The organism is Shewanella cyperi, assembly GCF_017354985.1.
Lineage (GTDB): Bacteria > Pseudomonadota > Gammaproteobacteria > Enterobacterales > Shewanellaceae > Shewanella > Shewanella cyperi.
In genome coordinates, this window is sequence record NZ_CP071501.1 from 2,349,489 (window position 1) to 2,364,985 (window position 15,497).

The 15,497-nt window shown below is 56.8% G+C and carries 17 protein-coding genes; 8 read left to right on the top strand and 9 right to left on the bottom strand.

Annotated elements, in window-relative coordinates; all coding sequences use genetic code 11:
- Positions 1–6 precede the first annotated feature (6 nt).
- Positions 7–621, bottom strand: coding sequence for a class I SAM-dependent methyltransferase (locus JYB84_RS10205; protein WP_207319993.1), 615 nt, complete (start codon positions 619–621; stop codon positions 7–9).
- On the bottom strand, positions 618–2,312 hold the full coding sequence (locus JYB84_RS10210) for a mechanosensitive ion channel family protein (RefSeq protein ID WP_207319994.1): 1,695 nt from the start codon (positions 2,310–2,312) through the stop codon (positions 618–620). The genes JYB84_RS10205 and JYB84_RS10210 overlap by 4 nt, the downstream gene beginning before the upstream one ends.
- Positions 2,313–2,553: 241 nt before the next feature.
- On the opposite strand from JYB84_RS10210, the gene JYB84_RS10215 reads away from it, so the two are divergent.
- Positions 2,554–2,727, top strand: coding sequence for a hypothetical protein (locus JYB84_RS10215; protein WP_207319995.1), 174 nt, complete (start codon positions 2,554–2,556; stop codon positions 2,725–2,727).
- 12 nt (positions 2,728–2,739) lie between these two features.
- Here the strand turns inward: JYB84_RS10215 and JYB84_RS10220 are convergent, their stop codons facing one another.
- Entirely contained in the window at positions 2,740–3,705 is a 966-nt protein-coding gene (locus tag JYB84_RS10220) for a 1-aminocyclopropane-1-carboxylate deaminase/D-cysteine desulfhydrase (protein ID WP_228290755.1), read from the bottom strand.
- A gap of 227 nt (positions 3,706–3,932) precedes the next feature.
- Between JYB84_RS10220 and JYB84_RS10225 the strand changes: the two genes are divergently transcribed.
- Positions 3,933–4,343 (top strand): YccF domain-containing protein, encoded by a 411-nt coding sequence (locus JYB84_RS10225; RefSeq protein WP_207319996.1) that lies wholly within the window; start codon positions 3,933–3,935, stop codon positions 4,341–4,343.
- 108 nt (positions 4,344–4,451) lie between these two features.
- Positions 4,452–5,207, top strand: a complete 756-nt coding sequence (locus JYB84_RS10230) for a type 2 periplasmic-binding domain-containing protein (RefSeq protein ID WP_207319997.1) — start codon at positions 4,452–4,454, stop codon at positions 5,205–5,207.
- Here the strand turns inward: JYB84_RS10230 and JYB84_RS10235 are convergent, their stop codons facing one another.
- A complete protein-coding gene (locus JYB84_RS10235) occupies positions 5,208–5,969 on the bottom strand; it encodes an alpha/beta fold hydrolase (protein WP_207319998.1) in 762 nt (253 codons plus the stop codon).
- On the bottom strand, positions 5,966–6,973 hold the full coding sequence (locus JYB84_RS10240) for a DUF2817 domain-containing protein (protein WP_207319999.1): 1,008 nt from the start codon (positions 6,971–6,973) through the stop codon (positions 5,966–5,968). The genes JYB84_RS10235 and JYB84_RS10240 overlap by 4 nt, the downstream gene beginning before the upstream one ends.
- 239 nt (positions 6,974–7,212) lie before the next feature.
- Between JYB84_RS10240 and JYB84_RS10245 the strand changes: the two genes are divergently transcribed.
- Entirely contained in the window at positions 7,213–7,455 is a 243-nt protein-coding gene (locus JYB84_RS10245) for a PGPGW domain-containing protein (RefSeq protein ID WP_228289589.1), read from the top strand.
- Between the two features lie 36 nt (positions 7,456–7,491).
- On the opposite strand, the gene JYB84_RS10250 is transcribed toward JYB84_RS10245, so the two are convergent.
- Positions 7,492–9,204: an AMP-binding protein gene (locus JYB84_RS10250; protein WP_207320000.1), complete on the bottom strand. Its 1,713-nt coding sequence runs from the start codon at positions 9,202–9,204 to the stop codon at positions 7,492–7,494.
- Between the two features lie 153 nt (positions 9,205–9,357).
- Positions 9,358–9,735 (bottom strand): DUF6508 domain-containing protein, encoded by a 378-nt coding sequence (locus JYB84_RS10255; protein ID WP_207320001.1) that lies wholly within the window; start codon positions 9,733–9,735, stop codon positions 9,358–9,360.
- 229 nt (positions 9,736–9,964) lie between these two features.
- On the opposite strand from JYB84_RS10255, the gene JYB84_RS10260 reads away from it, so the two are divergent.
- Both JYB84_RS10260 and JYB84_RS10265 read left to right on the top strand, forming a co-directional pair.
- On the top strand, positions 9,965–10,435 hold the full coding sequence (locus JYB84_RS10260; RefSeq protein ID WP_207320002.1) for an EVE domain-containing protein: 471 nt from the start codon (positions 9,965–9,967) through the stop codon (positions 10,433–10,435).
- Positions 10,432–10,863: a hypothetical protein gene (locus tag JYB84_RS10265; protein WP_207320003.1), complete on the top strand. Its 432-nt coding sequence runs from the start codon at positions 10,432–10,434 to the stop codon at positions 10,861–10,863. The genes JYB84_RS10260 and JYB84_RS10265 overlap by 4 nt, the downstream gene beginning before the upstream one ends.
- Positions 10,864–10,923: 60 nt before the next feature.
- Here JYB84_RS10265 and JYB84_RS10270 read toward each other — a convergent pair whose 3' ends face one another.
- Together JYB84_RS10270 and JYB84_RS10275 are read right to left on the bottom strand one after the other, a co-directional pair.
- A complete protein-coding gene (locus JYB84_RS10270) occupies positions 10,924–11,721 on the bottom strand; it encodes a TIGR00266 family protein (RefSeq protein ID WP_207320004.1) in 798 nt (265 codons plus the stop codon).
- Positions 11,722–11,871: 150 nt separating this feature from the next.
- Positions 11,872–12,783: a LysR family transcriptional regulator gene (locus tag JYB84_RS10275; RefSeq protein ID WP_207320005.1), complete on the bottom strand. Its 912-nt coding sequence runs from the start codon at positions 12,781–12,783 to the stop codon at positions 11,872–11,874.
- A gap of 181 nt (positions 12,784–12,964) precedes the next feature.
- Between JYB84_RS10275 and JYB84_RS10280 the strand changes: the two genes are divergently transcribed.
- On the top strand, positions 12,965–14,125 hold the full coding sequence (locus JYB84_RS10280; RefSeq protein WP_207320006.1) for a homogentisate 1,2-dioxygenase: 1,161 nt from the start codon (positions 12,965–12,967) through the stop codon (positions 14,123–14,125).
- Between the two features lie 46 nt (positions 14,126–14,171).
- Positions 14,172–15,209 carry a 4-hydroxyphenylpyruvate dioxygenase gene (gene hppD / locus JYB84_RS10285; RefSeq protein WP_207320007.1) on the top strand — a complete coding sequence of 346 codons (1,038 nt, stop codon included), beginning with the start codon at positions 14,172–14,174 and terminating at the stop codon, positions 15,207–15,209.
- Positions 15,210–15,497: the final 288 nt, after the last annotated feature.

A 15,497-nucleotide genomic window follows, 5' to 3' on the forward strand; every position in this document is an offset into this window, starting at 1 on the left:
TGGACCTTACGGGCGAACCTGAGTCACAACCTTTTGCAGCAGCATTTGTCCCGCGAGGTTACAGAAATTACGCTGCCCCACCGGCTCAAAGCCACAGCGTCTGGCCTCGGCCAAAAATTGCTTGTGGTCGAAACGGTTTTGCTGCGGATGGTCAAACAGCCGCCTGGCGATGGGATTGCAGATGGCACTGCGATAGAGATCCGTCAGCAGAAAATAGCCACCGGGTGTCAGTACCCTATATACCTCGGCCACGGCACCCTGCCAGTTGGGAATGTGATGAAAAACGGCAAAGTTGCATACCAGATCAAATGAGCCATCGGCAAAGGGCAAGTCGGTGGCATCCGCAGTCATGGCATTAAACCAGGGCTCATGGGCATACCGGTCGCGGGTGCTTTGCACCATGGCCTGGTCCAAATCCACCGCTGTGACCCGCTCGGCCCCGAGCCGGCGGCGGATAAAGTCGACCCCGTTGCCAAAACCGCAGCCTATTTCCAGCGCCGCTGCGCAGGGCCCCGGGCCCTTGTCATACAGTGACAACAACAAGGGGGCCTCGACCCTGTCCTGCAAAATACGCCTGGCGCGGGAACGCACCACGGAACGTTCAAAATCATTTAATTTCATTCCGCTTGTACCACCCTGGGATTGGGCCATTCACGACCGGAACCCTTTTCATCTGCACCCATAACCATGGCCGCCGGCACAAGGGAGGAGCCATGGTGCTCTATGATGGTCATGATGCCCAAATGCAGCTCGTGGGCCAGTTGATGATAGGTGGCAACACTGGTGGTGGCGAGATACGCAAGCACCTTGAGCTCCAGACCAAATTGGCCAAAGCCTCCCAGGGTGACCTCAAGCGGTTGCTTTTCCACCATGGGGTGTCTCGCCAACAGGGCTTTGATGTCTGTGACTATGGCCTGGATTTGTTCACCGCCGGTGGAGTAATCGAGCCTGATGGCCGGATTGAAGCGGATCTTCTCCCGCTCCGACAGGTTTTCAATTTCCATTTCCGCCAGCTTGGCATTGGGTATATGCAGCACACTGCGGTCGAGGGTGCGAATACGGGTCAAACGCAGACCGATTTCCTCCACCCGCCCTTCCAACTCGCCCATTCTGCAGCGCTGTCCCACCTTCACCGGCGCCGAGGCATACAGGGTGACGGCTCCAATGAAATTTTCGATGGACTGTTTGGAGGCCAGGGCCACAGCAATACCGCCAATACCCATACCGGCCAATATCGCTCCGGCATTGAAGCCCATATGCTGCAACCACATCAGGGTCGCCAGTGCCAGCACAGTGGTACGGACAAGGTTACTCAGAGGCCGCAACAGGGCTGCAGCCTGTTTATTGCCGCGGGCCATCAAACGCTCACGCCAGTGGCTTTGAACCAGGCCGGTCAGGCTCCACAGCATCCACACCGAAGTCAGGGCGAGCAATAATCCGTTATCGGCAATGTCCCGGGTTGGCGCCGGCAAGGTGGTATTGCCAAGCGCCAGCTTGTACAGCAGCACAGCCAGCAAAAAACGCAGCGCACCACTGCTGAGACGGGCCAGCTCATAACGCAATGGCCAGCGGCTTCGCAGCAGCCATGCCCGCAGCAGCCAGGTCAGGGGAAGTACCACCACAAATGCACCGCCAAGCAGGCTGAGGATCAGCGCCCACTCCCACAGGTCGAGCATCAGCAGGCGCCCGGCGGGCGCATGCCTGATATACCACTCCACCAGCGGACTGTAGCCCAGGGTGCGATACAGTTCGGGCAATTGGGCGACCGTGGCACTGGAAACCTTCCACACCCATGATGACTTACTGCCGGGTACACGTTGCAGCAGCAGCTCAACCTCCCGGCCTGCCACGGTCAGGGACGCAAAACTGTCACGTTCCGCCGTCTGACCATCGTTGACCGCCCCTTCGGGACTGTCGCTGATCCGGGCCAGATCGACCCACAAATTCCTGTCGATAATGGCCAGCAGCATCATGGCGTATTCCGGTGCCTGCTGGATATTCATGCCGCGGGGCAGATAACGTAAGTCCAGGTATCTGGCCGCCCGGTTAAAATCTTCAGCGTCGGCCGCATGAAAAAAGCCCTGCAAGGCGCCCCTGGGTGTATCCCGATGCAAGGGATCGCGGTAATCGAAGTGGGCGTCGGCCCCCATGTCCCCGGCAATTTCCTGGTCGATTTGCTCTTCCTTTGCCACGGCTGTTATCAGGTCCGATTGGGCGGCATTGGCAGTGGCATTCGATGGCGATTCGGCCGCTGTTGCCGTCCCCATGGCCAGCAGCCACAGCAGCATCACTGCCCCAAGCGACTTTTGCATCTTGTGTCCTTATGTGTTTGCGCTTTTGGCCCAGTCTAGCACCGAAATGGCACCAATACAGCCAACACTGGTCCGGCAACTGACTGGAAATTAAAGAGGAATCCCCTTTCATTAATCTGTCATCTGTCTGTGGGACTCTGGTGCACAACCCCGACAAGGATGCCGGGCCAATGGCCTGAGCCCTGCGGAAAGTGCGATGCCAACCATCGCCAAGGCAACCCAATGTAAAAGGAGAGTGGCCATGTCATACAAGGCTGACGGTCATGATATTAAGGTGGCATTTCCGGTTGATGCGATTTCAGTAAACAAAAACTCCATCGCTTACACGGACGGCAAGGGCAAAAATCGTCAGACCTTTGCCCGGCGCAGTGAGGCGCAAAATTTTGTGAAGTGGCTGCTCAGCAGTAATCGCTGAATGGCCAAAGGCTTAGCGTTCAAGCGAAAGACCGGCGGCGTGCGCCAGTTCGGGGAATTTTCGCACATACCTGGGCAGCATGGATTCGTTGCCAAGCAATCCCCCCTGATGCAGGTATAGTACCCGGGCATCTGGGTGGGCATCCATGTAGTCAAGCAGCAGGATCCAGGCCAGCGGATCGTACAGCAGCTCAAACTGCGTGCCGGTCTTTTCCAATGCCGACCAGATCTCAAAAAACTCCCGATAACATTTGCCGAAATGGTATTTGCGTCCGGGAGAGAGAATGGTCGGAAAGTGCCTTTCCTGGGCACCGAGCCCGGCGAACTGCGCCTTTAGGTAGTTGTCATCCCCCACCAGGGCACAGGTCAGCACCTGGATATCCAGGCCCTGCTCCACAAAATACTTGCTCAGGAACAGCGCAGTGGTGCCGGTCCCGGAAGGCAGCATCAATTTAAGTTCGGCAATTCCATTGGTCGCGGCATACTCGGCAATTTCCCGTGCCAGGGCAGCAACCCCATACTCGGCGTAGCCACAGCGCCCCCCCTCGGGGACAAACAGGCAGTCTTGCTCCAGGGTTGAGACCAGGTGCTGCTGCAAATAGCTCTCAAGATTCATCCCTTCCCTGCGGGCCTGAGCCCCCACTTCAATCAGTTCGGCCCCCAGTGCCAGGGCCGCCTTGAAGTTACCGCAGGGATTGAGACGCAAATGCTCGCTGATATGGTCAACATAAAACTGCAAGTGCCAGCCCTTGAGCCTGGCCAGTGCCGCCATTGAGTAAAGGGAGTTGGCCTGGGCCGAACCGTGGCCGATAAGCCGTTTGACCCCGGGAAAGTCATGCTCCAGGAACCAGGCAAATTTGCGCGCCTTGTTGCCACTGAATTGGGGATGCAACAAGTCATCCCGTTTGACCAGCAGCCTGTGTCCGGCAAAGTTGAACTCCTCGACCGGTGACGGTGACAGTGGAAAAAGGCTCGACACATAGGGCTCCTGTACTGAATTGCCGGGCCATTGTACGTCAGTGGAGCCTTGGTGAAAATCACCGGCTTATGGTGAAACAGACCAACAGGCTTCCCCCCTTTGGCGGCAAAAATGCGTATAATACATTGTTATTAAATGACATTAGTAATTTGGCACAGTATTGGCTAGGACATTGGCAAATCACGCGGGACAGAAGTCCCGCCGTCAGCGAAATCAAGGAGAGCTATATGTCACTGCTGCGACTGCTGTTTAACATTGCCTGGTTTGTCCTCGGGGGATTTGTCATGGGGCTGGCATGGTGGCTGGCAGGATTACTGTGTTTTATCAGCATCATAGGCATCCCCTTTGGCCGAGCCTGTTTTGTCATAGGCGAACTGGCCTTTTGGCCCTTCGGTCAGGAACATGTTAACCGCCGGGTGCTCCACGGTCATGAAGATCTGGGCACAGGTCCACTGGGATTTGTCGGCAATCTGGTATGGTTCTTTCTGTTCGGGATCTGGCTCGCCATAGGCCATCTGGCCCATGCCCTGGGCTGCTTTATCACCATCATAGGTATCCCCTTCGGCATCCAGCACCTGAAGCTGGCACTGCTGAGCCTGACCCCCATAGGCCGTACCGTGGTGCCTGTGCGGGATTAACCACAGCACCAGAGCTAAGCTACAGAGCCTAAGCGCCGGGAAGGCCGGCGCTTTAGCGGCTATGCTTAGCATGTTCCGGCCAACAGGCCGGCCATGCAGGAGTCCCCGATGATACGCTGGCTGATGGGCCTGTTGTGTTTACAGCCCTTCCTCTTCGCTGCGGCCCAGGATGCCGCTACGCTGCGCATAGGCACCAATGAGGAGGTGATGTCCAAATTGCCCGGGGTGCAACAAAAAGTGCTGGAGGCATACGCCAATCTGGGTCTGGCAACGCAATTGGTGGATATGCCCGCAGCCCGCCTGCCCCTGGTGCTGCAACAGGGCCACCTCGACGGCATCATGGTGATGGAGCCGGAAGTGGTTTCCCAATGGCAACATATGCATCTGGTCAAACCGGCCATATTCAAAACCGAGTTGCGGTTATACGGCCACCGTTCGCTCAAGGTGGACTCCTTCGAAGATCTGCAACCCCTGACGCTTATCAGCGTACACGCCATCCGGGTGCTCGAATATCAGGCCAAGGCCCTGAAAATCAGCAATATCACCTACGCCAAATCCCTTCCCGGTGCGGTCGACATGCTGCGCAAGGGGCGCGGCGATATTATGTTGATGCTGCCCTCAGTAGTGGAAGAATTCGCTCGTCAGCAGGGCGTTGATGGCAAGGCTGTGGATGACAAGGCTATGGATGACAAGGCTATGGAAGACATAGTGCCGCTGCCGTTGCCGCCTCTGGTCAATTACTATTTCCATATGCTGGCAGACAGCCAAACCGAGCTGACTACTCAGCTGAGTCGGGAGCTTGAGCGTTTGAGGAGAGAATGCCCCGAGCCCAGCGACACTGTGGTGTGCCAGACCATACGTTGATCAGTCGGCTACCACGTCAGTCAGCAGCGCCAGCAACTGTGGCTGCACATCCAGGGCCAGATCATGGCCACCATTGGGCAAGTAATTCACCGATGCTCCGTAACGCCCCGCCAGCGACTCACTGCAACAGGGATGCACCAGGCGGTCGTTCCTGCCATGGATAAAGTAACTTGGGCAGTTTACCGGCGACGCCTCAAAGCGCCAGGCAGCCCAAAGCTGGCGCAGCATATTGCCAAGGCTGGTGCAGGCCACTTGATGCAGGCGGCTCCAGCGGGCTATCAGTTCCCAATCCTCACCTCTTTGATGGCTGACAAGTTTCACTATCGCAGTTTCAACCAGGCCAATTTCAGGTCGTGGGTCAGGAAGCACCCGCTGCCTGAGCACGGATGCGGCGGCAGATAGGCCAGCAAACACCACCGCCGGCAGCGAAAAGCGCCGGAACCAGGGCGAGTGCCGGTCGCTTGAGCCCAAAACCCACACGGCGCGCACCCGCTTGTCGCGGGCTGCCAGACTCAGCGCCACCATGCCGCCAAACGAAATCCCCAGCACAACACAGGCACCAACACCGAGAGTGTCGAGTCTGTGACTCAGCTCGTCGGCGTAGTCTTCCACCCGCAGGGGGCTTTTACGCTCCGCCAGGCTACCATTACCGGGCAAGTCCAGGCACAGTACCTTAGCGCCCAGTGCCCTCAGCTTATCGTCAAAGCCTTCCCAGTGGCGCCTGTCACGGCCAAGGCCCCGCAGCATGACAAGGGTTGTCATGGCAGCAACTCCGGGTACCAGAGTTTGACACCCTGCTCCCTGAAGCCCGTCAACTCGGCCGGCGACAGTTGCTCCAGCAGCCTGGAATGGGCCAGCTCCAGCATAAACTGCATCAAGATGGTATGGCGGCGCAAAATCCTATGGTGCCTGTGCTGTTTTTGCGGGTTGAACAGGCCGGCAAAGTTGAACAGTTGGCGGGGATTTTTTCTGACCCAGGCCCAGGAGCCCATTTCCAGGGTAAAGGGCAACAGGGGTACCGGACTGTCATCCTGACTGAGCCAATCCCAGATATCCCCATGGGTGCGGTACACGGCGCTCTGGGGGCCGCAGTGGTAATGGCAATGATGGGAATAGCTGTCCTCAAACAGCTGCCAGAAGCGAAAGATGCGGGCTATCTCCCTGCCGGGTCGGTGATGGCAGGCATAGGGAAACCAGAGGTGATCCTCAAGGCCAAAGCCGGAATGGGCATCGAGCACCAGCAGCAAACTCGATTTATTTCGCAGCTCACGGCAATAGTCGGTCAGCGCGCGGGTCTCAATTTCCAACTGGCCATGGCCACGAAACCAGGGCAGTCTGGCAGACAGGCGCTGGCCACCCACCCAGGGCGTCACCCTGTCACCTTCCAGCGGTGCATTGCGCATCAGATCTACCCCGTTGGCATTGGCGCGCCGTCCCATGGCCATCCCCTGCGGATTGACCAGGGGCACGAAGGCCAACCTGAGTCCGGATAGCATGGCCTGCAGGTGCGGATCCCAGCCAAGACGCTGCATCAGGGATCCCAAAAAGGTCAGTAAGATCTGGGTGCCGATGCGCTCAAGGCCGTGCACACCACCGACAAACAGCACAGTGGGCAGGCCCGGTTTATCCGTACCAAGCTCTATGGCGTGCAGCGGCAAAGGGCTTGCCGGACCCGGCAACTGCGCCAGGATCTGCGCGCGCAGGCGTTGGCCCTGGATCTGGATTAAGCGCTCCAGCTGCGCCAATTCATAACCGGCAGCAAACACCTTTCCTCTCCCCAACACAACCGTCAGCCATGACCCAGCAAACTAGCGCCAAGATGCGACAGGTTCATGACAGCCAATTCTTCCCGGGTAACGATAAGGCTCAGTATAGCAAGGAGATTTGACGGTCCTGTTTAACCTGCCTTTTTGGCCTGCTTGACGTGTTTGGTTACAAAGGGACACACCTGTGTCACCCGGTCGGCACTAGACTGGGGACACAGCTTATTGGCGTGGAGAAACCGATGAACAAAGGCATGCACAAGCCGGTGCGCAAAACATTGCTGACCCTGATAGGCGGTCTGCTGACCCTGACGGGCCTTATCCTGCTGCTGATGCCTGGTCCGGCCTGGCTGTTACTGCCACTGGGACTGACGCTGCTGGCCATGGAGTATCCCTGGGCCAGGCCTTACCTGGCACGCAGTCAAAAGGCCATGACCGCAGGCCTTAATTGGCTCGATAAACTCTGGCGCCGCATCAGTTTCTGATCCCGGCACTGGTTTTATCCGCTCTCGGCACTGGTTTTATGCGCTCACGGCATTGATGTCCCGCTGCAGCTCCTCATACATCAGCTCACGCATGCGAAACTTCTGGATCTTGCCCGTGACTGTCATGGGATAGTGCTCAACAAACTTGATGTATCTGGGCACCTTGAAATAGGCCACCTTCTCGGTCAGAAAGTGCCGCACCTCATCCTCGGTCAAGCCGCTGCCGGGACGCACCTTGATCCAGGCACAAACTTCCTCGCCGTACTTCTGGCTCTGCACCCCGAACACCGCCGCATCCTGAATTTCCGAGTGGGTATAGAGCTTCTCTTCTATCTCGCGGGGATAGATGTTCTCGCCGCCGCGGATGATCATGTCCTTGATCCGTCCCACTATCTGCACATAGCCGTCACTGTCCATCACCCCGAGATCGCCGGAATGCAGCCAGCCTTCGCTGTCTATGGTTGCCGCCGTTTTAGCCGGGTCGTTCCAGTAGCCCTGCATCACGCAATAGCCGCGGCTGCACACCTCGCCCGGTTGGCCTATGGCCTGTATTTCCCCGAATTCATTGATGATTTTCACTTCGGTGTGGGCCAGGGCCCGGCCAACCGTGGTGACCCGTTTTTCCAGGCTGGAACCGATTTCCGTCATATTGTTGATGGGACTGCACTCTGTCTGGCCGTAGCCAATCAGCACCTCTTCCATGTGCATCAGCTGCTGTACCCGCTTCATCACAGGCTCGGGACAGGTAGCGCCGGCCATCACCCCGGTGCGCAGACTGGAGAGGTCATAGTCGGCAAAATTGGCCAGCTCCAGCTCGGCGATAAACATGGTTGGCACCCCGTGCAGTGCGGTGCAACGCTCATCCTGCACCAGTTGCAACGTGGTGGCGGGATCGAAGGCATCCCCCGGAAACACAGCCGTGGCGCCCTTGGCCAGACACACCAGATTGCCGAGCACCATGCCAAAACAGTGATACAGGGGCACGGGGATGCACAGCTTGTCCCTGTGGCTGAAAGCCATGGCCTCGGCCACCAGCAAGCCATTGTTGAGAATATTGTGGTGAGTCAGGGTCGCGCCCTTGGGTTGGCCCGTGGTGCCGGAAGTGAACTGGATATTGATGGGGTCGTGGCATGACAGCCCGGTCCCGATTGTCTTGAGCTCACTATAGTGTTCATCGGCGCCAAGCGCACACACCTCGGGAAAATTGAACATCCCGGGGGTGGTTGCCGTGCCGGTACGGATCACCCATCGCAGCGCCGGCAAACGCTCGGCCTTGAGTTGCCCCGGCGGGCAGTGCGCCAGTTCGGGAGCCAGTTCGGCGAGCATGTCCAGGTATTGACTGTGTTTAAAGCTGTCGGCTGTGATAAGGGCCTTACAGCCGACGTTATTGAGGGCGTATTCCAGCTCCTCGGGACGATAGGCCGGGTTGATGCACACCATGATGGCGCCGATACGGGCGGTGGCAAACTGGGTCAGGCACCATTCGATGTTGTTGGGTGACCAGATCCCCACCCGGTCGCCGGGCCTGACGCCCAGCGCCAGCAAACCTGTGGCCAAACGGTCAATTTCAGCAAGGTAGCGGCGATAGTCCCAGCGGATCTGCTGATGATGCACGACCACCGCCGGATTGTCGCCAAAACGGTCACAGATATGCTCCAGGTATTGGCCTATGGTGAGCTCGGTGAGTTCAGTGTCGGTGCGGCCCTGGTACCGGCTCTGGCTCAAGGGAAAATATTGAATGGCAGACATAGCGCCTCCTTGCGAAAAATGCGATGGGGAATTCACCTGGGGCAAAGTATGCAGGAAAATGTGGCAGCCCCGGGTGAGTCAGAACTCGACTCTAGCCAAAGCGGCATTGGGGCCACAAGGGCAAAATCGCAAATCTAGACTAAAGGCTAATGACTAGAGGCTGACGGGATCGGGCGCTTCCACCGCCGGCGCAAGCTGGGGCATGGCCTCCAGTTGCCACAGGCGTTCCAACAGCGCCAGCAGCACACCGCGGCGACGCATGTGCGCCAACACACCGTGACTGAAACGCTCCAGCCTTGCCAGGGCACTGAGCAACTGGCGGCACTGCTGGGCATTGGCATCGGCAATGCGCTCCGGGCAATCCAACAGGTGCTGGTTGCGATACCAATCCTGCCAATCAAACTCCTCAATCAGGATCCCGGTGCGCTCAAGGAGTTCAACGACTTGCCGCAGCAGGCCGGGTTCACAGCCGTGCTCGCCTGCGGCCAACGCGTCCCGAATATGATTCTGACAGGATACTGATGCTTGCATACATACCTCCCGGGTGGTCACAGACCGTCCCCTGATGCATAATCGCCGCCACAGACCGACAATCTATTGACCGGCGCGGGCGCCACATTCTCACGAGGCATTTTTTATGCCAGCGCCTGGCTTTATATCTGCGTCTGAAACAGAGTCTGACGCCCGCAGGATGAACACAGGCTTAACGCGTTTCCGATAATAAAAACCGCGCGGCAATAGGTCCCTTAAGGAGAACCGGATGAATTATTGGCTGATGAAGTCTGAACCCGATGAGTTCAGCATCGACGATTTGGCGGCCAGACCCAACCAAACAGAGGGTTGGAACGGCATTCGTAATTACCAGGCCCGCAACTTTATGCGCGATGCCATGCAAATAGGTGATCGGGTGTTTTTTTATCACTCCAGCTGCAAGGTGCCCGCCGTGGTCGGGGTTGCCGAAGTGGTCAGTGGCATCTACCCCGATGAGTGTGCCTGGGATCCCGAATCCCCCTATTTCGATCCCAAGTCGACACCCGAAGCACCACGCTGGCTCAAGCTGGACATTCATTTTCTGAAAAAATTTGCCAGTGCCGTACCCCTTTGCGATATTAAGTCCCATCCCGGACTCGCTGACATGATGCTGGTGCAAAAAGGCTCGCGCCTGAGCATACAGCCGGTCACAGAAATCCAATGGCAACTGATCCATCAAATGGCGGGAGAAACCCCATGAAACACACAGGAATAATCCTTGTTCTCGGCGCTTGTCTGGCTCTGCCTGTCATGGCCAAACATGACAAGGACAACAAGGAACACCAGTCCCATAAGGCCAAGGCAGAGAAAAGCCACGGCGAAAAAGAACACAATGACAAGGCAGAGAAAAGCCATGGCGAGAATGAGCACCATGAAAAGGTGCAGCCTGCGGTAGTCGATGGCGGTTTGCCACCCGGACTGCAGAAAAAAGTCGCCCGTGGCGAGCCCCTGCCTCCCGGCTGGCAAAAGAAATACCACAGGGGCGATATCCTGGAGCAGGAAATCTACCAGCGGGGTGAAGTGGTGGTGCCCATTGGCCGCGATGGAGAAGTCACCATACGCGTAGATGACACCCTGTTCCGGGTCCACGAAAAAACCCGCCAGATCCTCGATATCCTGACCCATTGACGGTCGGTGCCGGATTAAAAAAGGAGCCATTAGGCTCCTTTTTCACATTTACGATCAGGCCTATCTGTCGCCGTCCAGCATACGGCCCAAGCCACCGAGCACCGAGCCTTCTCCGCGATCGCTGCCACCGGCCGAGGGGGCGTGCGCCAGGATCCTGTCCGCCATCCTCGAGAACGGCAGGCTTTGCAGCCAAACGGTACCGTGACCGGACAGGGTCGCCAGGAACAGACCTTCACCACCGAACACCATGGACTTGAGCGAACCGGCGCGCTGAATGTCGTAATCAATACCCGAGGTAAAGCCCACCAGACAACCTGTGTCTACTCTCAGGGTCTCGCCGCGCAGCTCTTTCTTTATCAGGGTGCCGCCCGCGTGGATAAAGGCCATGCCATCACCCTTGAGGCATTGCAGAATAAAGCCTTCGCCGCCGAAAAAACCGGCGCCGAGACGGCGGTTGAATTTCATGCTGACCTGGGTGCCGAGCGCCGCAGCGAGGAAACTGTCCTTTTGCAGGATAAGTTCGCCGCCCACCTCGTCCAAATCTATGGCCAGCAGGGTGCCGGGGTAAGGCGCCGAAAAGGCCACCCGGCGCTTGCCGTGGCCCTGGTTGCTGAAATGGGTCATAAACAGGCTTTCACCGGTCAACATGCGCTTGCCGGCACCCATCAGCTTGCCGAAAAAGCCCGACTCGGGTTCGGAGCCATCCCCCATGCGGGCCTCAAAGCTGATGCCCTCTTCCATATAGGTCATGGCACCGGCCTCGGCGATGACGGTTTCGCCCGGATCCAGCTCCACCTCCACCAGCTGCATGCTGCTGCCTTTAATCTCGTAGTCCACCTCGTGGCAACGTCTGGTCATGGTCTCCCTCCGTTATCTGACCTTAAATTGAATCGCTTCTTGATACTGGGTGTAATGTTTGCGTAACAGCTGTGGCTCAGCTTATGACATAAAATGTCATTGCGTCATGAACCCAAATGTAACTGTTTGTGTTGGCACATGATACCTGTGTCAGCCCAAACCGCCGGTGACGCCTTCGTTTCTGGCAAATTCTTCCAGAATGAGTTCGGTAAACAGCCTGCCGGCCCTCCCCAGGGGGCGCTCCAGGGTCGACACCAGTTGCGGAGTAAAGGTATAGCGGCTGCCGCCAACAAAGTCGATTTCCTTGAGGCTGCCGTCCTGGAGTTCCTGATGAATAAGGAAGTCCGGCATCCAGCCAAAGCCCAGCCCCTTGAGCAGGGCGTTCTTCTTCATGATAAAGCCCGACAGGTAAAACACCTTGTCGCCGCCAAATTGCAATTCGTCGCGGTAGGTTTTCACCGGGGATGAATCCTCAATGGTCAGCTCCACGTGCTGCTGCAGTTCGGTCAGGCTCAGTTTTTTGCCACCCGCCAGCGGATGATGGGCTGCGGTTACCAGCACGCTGGTGATGGCAGGCAGCGCCTGAGCCGAGTAATAGGGGCCGGTGCGATAGTCTTTCACCAGCATCAGATCGGCATTGTCGCGCTCGAACCTGTGCTGCACCCCGCCAAGGAACTCCATATTGAGCTGGATTTTGGTGGGGATCTGGTGCTCGGCCATGCGTTTCAGCGCGGTCATGATCGGCTCCATCGGCAGGGCGCCGTCGATCACCAGCTCCAGCTTGGGCTCCCAGCCCTCACTGAAACGGCTGGCCAGATGTTCAATGTTGGCCAGGTGCGCCAGCAGTCGCTGGCCTTCGGCCAGGATCACCCGTCCCTCGGGGGTCAATTCGGCGCGGTATTGATCACGGCTGAACAGGCTCACTCCCAGGTGTTGCTCCAGTTTTTTAACCTGGTAGCTCACCGCCGACTGGGCCTTGTGCAGCCGCTCTGCCGCCTTGGCAAAGCTGCCCTCTTCCACCAACACCTGCAACACCTTGAAGGCATCCACATCGATGCGCATCGCACCACTCCTGCCACCTTGGGCGGTCAATATTGTAAAGGGAAGATTACCATCTAATTTTTAGATGATGATGACGGATTTATTATTCTTTTTTTTGTTCATCCGCACAACTAAATTGATAGCCAGATCACATAGTTCACATACAGTTCACAGGCATTTAGCCCCGAGAGGATAGAAACCCATGCCCTTCTACGTGAAACAAGGCCAGGTACCCAACAAGCGCCATATCGCTTTTGCCAAGGAAAACGGCGAACTCTACCGTGAAGAGCTGTTCTCCACCCATGGCTTTTCCAACATTTATTCCAACAAGTACCACCACAATATGCCCACCAAGACCCTGGAAGTGTCGCCCATGACACTGAGCCACGGCGGCAACTGGGAAGATTCGCTGGTACAGAACTACAAGTTGGATACGCGCTTGGCGGACAACGAGGGCAACTTCTTCTCGGCCCGCAACAAGATGTTCTACAACAATGACCTGGCCCTGTACACCGCCAAGGTAACCCGTGACACGGACGAGTTCTACCGCAACGCCTATGCCGACGAAGTGATCTTCGTACACGAAGGTGAAGGCGTGTTGCTGTCCGAGTACGGCGAATTGGAAGTGCGCAAGTGGGATTACCTGGTGATCCCCCGCGGCACCACCTACCAGCTCAAGTTCAACAGCTTTGACAACGTGCGCCTGTTCGTTATCGAATCCTTCTCCATGGTGGAAGTGCCCAAGCATTTCCGTAACGAATACGGCCAGTTGCTGGAATCTGCCCCTTACTGCGAACGCGATATCCGCGTGCCCGAGCTGAAAGACGCCGTGGTTGAGCGCGGTAACTTCCCCATGGTGACCAAGTTCGGTGACAAGTATCAGCTGAATCAGCTGGAATGGCACCCCTTCGACCTGGTGGGTTGGGACGGCTGCGTCTATCCCTGGGCCTTCAACATCACAGAATACGCGCCCAAGGTTGGCAAAATTCACCTGCCACCCTCGGATCACCTGCTGTTTGTGGCCCACAACTTCGTGATCTGCAACTTCGTGCCGCGCCCCTACGATTTCCATCCGCAGGCAATCCCGGCCCCTTACTACCACAACAACATCGACAGCGACGAAGTGCTGTACTACGTCGATGGCGACTTTATGAGCCGCACCGGCATTGAAGCAGGTTACATCACACTGCACCAGAAAGGCGTGGCCCACGGCCCGCAACCCGGCCGCACCGAGGCCTCCATAGGCAAGAAAGACACCTATGAATATGCCGTGATGGTCGACACCTTTGCCCCGCTCAAGCTCACCGAACACGTGAAGCACTGCATGGCAGCCGATTACAACCGTTCCTGGCTGGAAGACTGACAACAATAAGCGCCAGACGGACAATACTTTGAAAGAGGAAATGACAATGGCAAGCGAAACCAATCCACTGGGCCTGCTCGGCATCGAATTCACCGAATTTGCCACGCCCGACAATGACTTTATGCACCAGGTATTCCTGGACTTCGGCTTCTCCATGCTGAAAAAGCACAAGGTCAAGGACATCTATTACTACAAGCAAAATGACATCAACTTCCTGATGAACCGTGGTCGCGAAGGCTTCAGCGCCGGCTTCGCCAAGTCACACGGTCCTGCCATCACCTCCATGGGCTGGCGCGTGGAAGATGCCGACTTTGCCTTCAAGACCGCCGTCGAGCGTGGTGCCAAGGCCGCTCCGGATGAAGTGAAAGATCTGCCCTATCCCGCAATCTATGGCATTGGTGACAGCCTGATCTACTTCATCGACCGTTTCGGCGAAGACAATATCTACGCCAGCGATTTTGACGATCTGGCCGAGCCCGTGCTGGTACAGGAAAAAGGTTTCATGGAAGTGGATCACCTGACCAACAACGTCTACAAGGGCACCATGGAGCAATGGTCCAACTTCTATAAGAACGTGTTCGGCTTCACCGAAGTGCGTTACTTCGACATCAAGGGCTCACAGACTGCGCTGATCTCCTATGCCTTGCGTTCACCCGATGGCAGCTTCTGCATCCCCATCAACGAAGGCAAAGGCGACGACAAGAACCAGATCGACGAATACCTGCGCGAATACAACGGCCCTGGCGTACAACACCTGGCGTTCCGCAGCCGTGACATAGTGGCGTCCCTGGATGCCATGGAAGGAACCTCCATCCAGACCCTGGACATTATCCCAGAGTACTATGACACCATCTTCGACAAGCTGCCCCAGGTCACCGAAGATCGCGAGCGCATCAAGCACCACCAAATCCTGGTGGACGGCGACGAGTCAGGCTACCTGCTGCAGATCTTCACCAAGAATCTGTTCGGCCCCATCTTCATCGAAATCATCCAGCGCAAGAATAACCTGGGCTTCGGCGAAGGTAACTTCAAGGCCCTGTTCGAGTCCATCGAGCGCGATCAAATGCGCCGCGGCGTGCTGTAAGCCGCTAACGTGCGAATTTGACATAGTAAAACGCCGCTTAATGCGGCGTTTTTTATTGGGATTACGAGCTTGATTGAAATTTGACGGCGCATAGTGACACTGCCCGCTCTGCAGGCCGCTACAAACGATCTTTAGCCCCCGTACAGCAGATCAAATTGTCCCATTACAGGCAAAAAAGTCCCTAGAAAATGGGACTGATTGGCAAGGTATAAAAATTATCCGCCTTTTTTTCCAAAAAGATCTGATCCCCCTGTCTTTCGTTATTTCATAAACGGATCAGATTTAATT